At 45.0% G+C, this 4,496-nt stretch carries 9 protein-coding genes; all 9 read left to right on the top strand.

Going from position 1 to position 4,496, the window contains the following annotated elements; all coding sequences use genetic code 11:
* Positions 1–695 (top strand): replication protein P (locus B8880_RS11260; RefSeq protein WP_084257693.1); only part of this gene is annotated, 695 nt, incomplete at its 5' end.
* Positions 692–1,216 carry a DNA N-6-adenine-methyltransferase gene (locus B8880_RS11255; protein ID WP_084257692.1) on the top strand — a complete coding sequence of 175 codons (525 nt, stop codon included), beginning with the start codon at positions 692–694 and terminating at the stop codon, positions 1,214–1,216. The genes B8880_RS11260 and B8880_RS11255, both read left to right, overlap by 4 nt.
* A complete protein-coding gene (locus B8880_RS11250; protein WP_084257691.1) occupies positions 1,174–1,809 on the top strand; it encodes a DUF1367 family protein in 636 nt (211 codons plus the stop codon). The genes B8880_RS11255 and B8880_RS11250 overlap by 43 nt, the downstream gene beginning before the upstream one ends.
* A gap of 172 nt (positions 1,810–1,981) precedes the next feature.
* Entirely contained in the window at positions 1,982–2,116 is a 135-nt protein-coding gene (locus B8880_RS14780; RefSeq protein ID WP_260337790.1) for a hypothetical protein, read from the top strand.
* On the top strand, positions 2,106–2,342 hold the full coding sequence (locus tag B8880_RS11245; RefSeq protein ID WP_084257690.1) for a hypothetical protein: 237 nt from the start codon (positions 2,106–2,108) through the stop codon (positions 2,340–2,342). Before B8880_RS14780 ends, B8880_RS11245 begins: the two co-directional genes overlap by 11 nt.
* Positions 2,329–2,901 (top strand): recombination protein NinG, encoded by a 573-nt coding sequence (locus tag B8880_RS11240; RefSeq protein ID WP_084257689.1) that lies wholly within the window; start codon positions 2,329–2,331, stop codon positions 2,899–2,901. Before B8880_RS11245 ends, B8880_RS11240 begins: the two co-directional genes overlap by 14 nt.
* Complete coding sequence (locus B8880_RS11235) at positions 2,901–3,413, top strand: antiterminator Q family protein (protein ID WP_084257688.1); 513 nt, start codon at positions 2,901–2,903, stop codon at positions 3,411–3,413. Before B8880_RS11240 ends, B8880_RS11235 begins: the two co-directional genes overlap by 1 nt.
* 139 nt (positions 3,414–3,552) lie before the next feature.
* Positions 3,553–3,957: a phage holin, lambda family gene (locus B8880_RS11230; RefSeq protein WP_084257687.1), complete on the top strand. Its 405-nt coding sequence runs from the start codon at positions 3,553–3,555 to the stop codon at positions 3,955–3,957.
* Complete coding sequence (locus B8880_RS11225) at positions 3,944–4,423, top strand: lysozyme (protein WP_084257686.1); 480 nt, start codon at positions 3,944–3,946, stop codon at positions 4,421–4,423. Before B8880_RS11230 ends, B8880_RS11225 begins: the two co-directional genes overlap by 14 nt.
* Positions 4,424–4,496 lie beyond the last annotated feature (73 nt).

Here is a 4,496-nt window from a genome sequence, read left to right as displayed (position 1 = left end):
TTATGACAACACAAGCCGCTAATTTAAAAAACATCATCGGGAGCGAACCAAATTATCAAGCACCGCAAAACCAATTAAGCGTAAACATAGATCCGGCAATGGCTAAGGCGGTAAAGGAATTATTTGAAAGTTTATGCGCTGCATTCCCCGCATGGAAGCAGGCTTTCCCGAACGCTGACATGTACCGAGCAGCACGCAAGTTATGGCTTGAAACGCTATTAAGTGAGCGTGTTTCAGTGCAGCAAATTCAGCGTGGCTTGAGCTTTGCTAAAAAATCAAATAGCCCGTTTTTCCCCAGTGTCGGGCAGTTTATCGAGTGGTGCAACAGCGGTAATCCATTTGAGAATTTGGGCTTACCGACGGCAGAAGAATTGATGACGCGCTATCACCAATACAGCGCTAGTGATTGCGATACACCGGAAGAATTTGAGTGGCAAAGTGCGGTCGAGTATCACTTGGTTTTACAGCTTAAAACGGCGATTTATCAACGCAATTTGAGCGATGAAAAAGCGTTAATTCGGGCAAAAACCCTAATCGGCGATATGGCGAAATACTTAGCCGGTGGCGGCACTGTGGCCGAGCCTAAAACGCCGAAATTGACTGAAACCGTGAGCCGTCAAGTTTCACAAACCGAAAAACTAGATCGTCTTGCCAGAATGCGGGCAATGTTAAAAAGAGGAGCAATTGCACAATGAGTTTTGATAAAAACACTTATCCAACGCCGCAACCGATTTTTGATGTACTTGACGCTGAGTTTAATTTTACTTGTGACGGTTGCGCAAACGAAGAAAACACCAAAGTACCGAGCTATTTTTTGACTGAGAAACAGGATTTTTTGAGTTACCCGTTGCATGGTGAGCGGGTGTGGATTAATCCGCCGTTTAGTGATCCGCTGAAGTTTGTTAATCGTGCGATTGAGCTATTCGAAAAGCATGATTGCTTGGTGGTGATGTTGCTGCCGGTGGACATCAGCACAACTTGGTTTAGCCGTATTTCTCAAAAAGCAACTGAGATGCGCTTTATCGTTGGTGGGCGCGTGAAGTTTAAAAGCCCAGATACTGGATTGTGGACTGATGTGTGTCGCGGTAATCACATTGCGATTTTCAACCCCAAACATCGTAATTGGGGGCAGGTAACGCGGTATATCCACATTGATGAATTTGAGGGATTGGAATGGCGAGCAAAAAGCAGCGCAAAACTGAAATTCTTGCGGTGAAATATGCCAACGGCGCAATCGTTTGTGAGACCGAATTTGATAAGCAGAAGTTAGGCGGTTTGCCGGTGGGAAGTGCGGTGCGGATTATTCCGTTATCGCACAACCGCAACTACAAGCATCACAAAAAACTGTTCTCGTTGCTAGAAATTGGATTTGAGTATTGGCAGCCGACTTTTCCGGTAATTACCGAGAGCGAAAAGTGGCTAGGCTACGGCATTATCGATGATTTATGTCAGGCGATGAATGCGAGCGACACCACGCGTAGCAACTTGAAGCAGTTCGCAGAAGTGCGGATCAATAAATTGAAAACGGAGCGTGAAAACCGACTTGATTACGAGGGCATGAAAACACTTGAGGGTTACTTAAACCATGTGATGTTGAAAGGCGGTTTTTACGATATTAAGCCGGTGGCAAGCGGTGGCACAGTCAAAGAGCGGTGGTCGATTGCCTTTGACAATATGCCGCAGGAGACCTTTAACGAGGTGTACAAGGGCGTTTACGGTGTGATTTGGAATGAAACGCTTTGTAACGTGTACGAAAGCGAGCAGGCATTGGATAACAAGATTAGCCAATTACTGGGATTTTGGGGGTGATCGTGGAAACGGTTTTTAGTGTTGTTTTCTTGGCCGTTGCATTTCTAGGATTTCCTATTTTACTGCTGTGGTGGTGGATCAGAGTGCATGAGATTTACGGAGTTTATGTGGCTAGATCACAAGAAAGAAATGAAAATTTTAGAATTGGCAGAAGAATGGGTGAAACAGGAAGATGATTGAGAACCTAATCTTAATTTTAATCCTGTTTATTATTGTACCGATGATAAGTGCGGTCATTGTGTTTGTTATTGGGGCAATGATTGACAGTGCATTCGGCGAGAGCGGGGGCAATCATTATGACGAATAAACTCAAATGCCCGAAGTGCGGCGGCGAGGTGTTGGATTTGCGCAAATTTGATGAATGGGGATATTACGCAGATGAGCCAAAACATTATGAATGTTTAGGCAGTCAGCCAACGGGTGAATATTATGCCCCGTTTGAAGATGTGGACGGCAATGTGATTGAAGTGCCGATAAAAACACAATCATGCGGTGAATTTACGTTTGAAGAGGTGAGTGGTGGCGAAGCCTAAACAATTAAAACCAAAAACCTGCAAAGCATGCGGCACGTTATTTTATCCGGCTAACTCGTTGCAAAAAGTTTGTTCTGTGCCGTGCGCAATGGCGTTCAGCCGCCAGCAAGCAGAGGAGAAGCAGGAAAAGGAAGCAAGGCAGCGGCATAAGCAGCGCAAGGCAAAATTGCGTGATCATGATCGTGCGTATTGGTTGAAAAAAGCACAGACGGAATTTAATAAGTTTATCCGCTTGCGCGACAAAGATGAGCCCTGTATCTCGTGCGGCCGCTATCATCAAGGACAATGGCACGCAGGGCATTATCGCAGTGTTGGCGCCTGTCGTGAATTGCGATTTTGTGAGTTGAACGTTCATAAACAATGCGCCCCATGTAATAACCATAAAAGCGGAAATCTGAGCGAATATCGCATAAGGCTGATCGGCAAAATCGGACTAGATAAAGTTGAGTGGCTGGAACGGCAAGATCATGAAATCGTAAAACTGAGCATTGACGAGATTAAATCAGTGATCCAGCACTATAAAGAAAAAAATAAGGCATTGGAAGCTAAGGGGTTGTAATGGCTAAAAAGTATCTAAGCGAGCTAAGTTTAACGAAAGAGCAAGAAAAATGGGTTATAGGGTGGCTTGAAAAGTGGGGTGCTTGGGTACGTTCGGGGCGACTTGATAAGTGGCAAGTAAATATCTTAGGACGGTTGATGGATAGCGTGATTGCAGGCGAGCCGAGCGATCCGATTTGTGCTGATGACGAGGGCTTGATGATTAGCCAGTGTGTCGATCAATATTTTACGGAAGCGGATAAGGAGCTGCATTTTATTGTGTACGGTTACTACGTTAATAAAATGAGCATTAACCGCCTTGCAGTAATGCTATTTGACGAGATTGAGCCGCGGCTTATGAAACCTTGCGCAGGGAAAACAAATGTGCGGAAACCAAGCCTAAAAACAGTTAAGCGCTATGTTCAAGAACGGCTAGACTTAGCAAATATTATATTGCATGAAATGCTGTTAACGGGATTTATTATTCTCAAAAATGGCGCTAAAAATCGCAAAAATATCAAAGTTAGATATTGACAAGTTTGGGTTAGTGTCCTATGATTTTGTGTAAGGGTGGGCATTGTGTAATTGATGTTCACCAAGCGAATTTTTATAACCCTGATTGCTCCGGCAGTCGGGGTTTTTTATTGCCCAAAAATAGGGCGGAGTAATGACTATGCCAGAAAAGAACCCCGATGTATGGGCGGCTATATGGACGTGGCTATCGATTAATTTTTCCGGCGGTCACTTCAACGGTGCGATAGCTGCAATCCTTATGACAATTTTGCGCGTACTATTCCAGCGCAAAAAAAATAAATTTCGGTACATTTTGATTGACGGCTTGATCTGTGCCGGATTTGTTCAGACAAGTATTCCGCTGCTTGAGCGTGGATTCGGACACTCCGATTACGCTACGTTTCTTGGTGTGTTTCTTGGATTTGTCGGCACGGAAAAATTGAGAGAGTTTTTATTTGCGTTTGTAAATGAAAAAATCAAAAAACAGAGCTATCCGGATTTTGATCGTTACCGCACACAGCGAGATGACAGTTATGGGGAGAGTGCGCCAGATGAGAGAGATTAGCATAGATGGTTTAAGAGCATTGCAGTATGACGAGGGCGACAGGCTGACGGCATACAAAGATGGCGCAGGGATTTGGACAATTGGAACCGGTCATACGGGCAAAGTTGACGGCGTGCCGATTCGCGCCGGAATGACTATCACTAAAGCAAAATCCCTTGAACTGCTCCGCGAAGATGTGCGGATAGCGGAAAACGGCGTTAACTATCATGTTAAACGCGCAATTACACAGCAGCAGTTTGACGCTTTTGTGAATCTTGCCTTTAACATTGGTGTCGGCGCATTTGCCGGATCGACCGCACTTCGGGAATTTAACAAAGGCAATACTAAGAAAGCGGGCGAGGCAATCGGCTACTGGAATAAGCTACGCAATCCGCGAACTAAGCAGCTTGAGTTTTCGCAAGGGTTGGCGAACCGCCGAGTGAGAAACCGCAGAATGTTTGAACGGGGTGAATATGTTACGGCTTGAAACTAAGTGGTTAGTGATTTCAGGCTTGCTGTTTATTGTGGCGGTGACAAGCTGGATCACATTATCACGGCTT

Source organism: Pasteurella testudinis DSM 23072 (assembly GCF_900176075.1).
Taxonomy (GTDB): domain Bacteria; phylum Pseudomonadota; class Gammaproteobacteria; order Enterobacterales; family Pasteurellaceae; genus Chelonobacter; species Chelonobacter testudinis.
The sequence above is the reverse complement of the archived record's forward strand: the minus strand, read 5'-3'. Positions and strand labels throughout refer to the sequence as shown.

Excerpts from the sequence above, each read along its gene's own strand:
- B8880_RS11255 (WP_084257692.1), top strand. The coding sequence starts at position 692 with ATGAGTTTTGATAAAAACACTTATCCAACGCCGCAACCGATTTTTGAT.
- B8880_RS11250 (WP_084257691.1), top strand. The coding sequence starts at position 1,174 with ATGGCGAGCAAAAAGCAGCGCAAAACTGAAATTCTTGCGGTGAAATAT.
- B8880_RS14780 (WP_260337790.1), top strand. The coding sequence starts at position 1,982 with ATGATTGAGAACCTAATCTTAATTTTAATCCTGTTTATTATTGTACCG.
- B8880_RS11245 (WP_084257690.1), top strand. The coding sequence starts at position 2,106 with ATGACGAATAAACTCAAATGCCCGAAGTGCGGCGGCGAGGTGTTGGAT.
- B8880_RS11235 (WP_084257688.1), top strand. The coding sequence starts at position 2,901 with ATGGCTAAAAAGTATCTAAGCGAGCTAAGTTTAACGAAAGAGCAAGAA.
- B8880_RS11230 (WP_084257687.1), top strand. The coding sequence starts at position 3,553 with ATGCCAGAAAAGAACCCCGATGTATGGGCGGCTATATGGACGTGGCTA.
- B8880_RS11225 (WP_084257686.1), top strand. The coding sequence starts at position 3,944 with ATGAGAGAGATTAGCATAGATGGTTTAAGAGCATTGCAGTATGACGAG.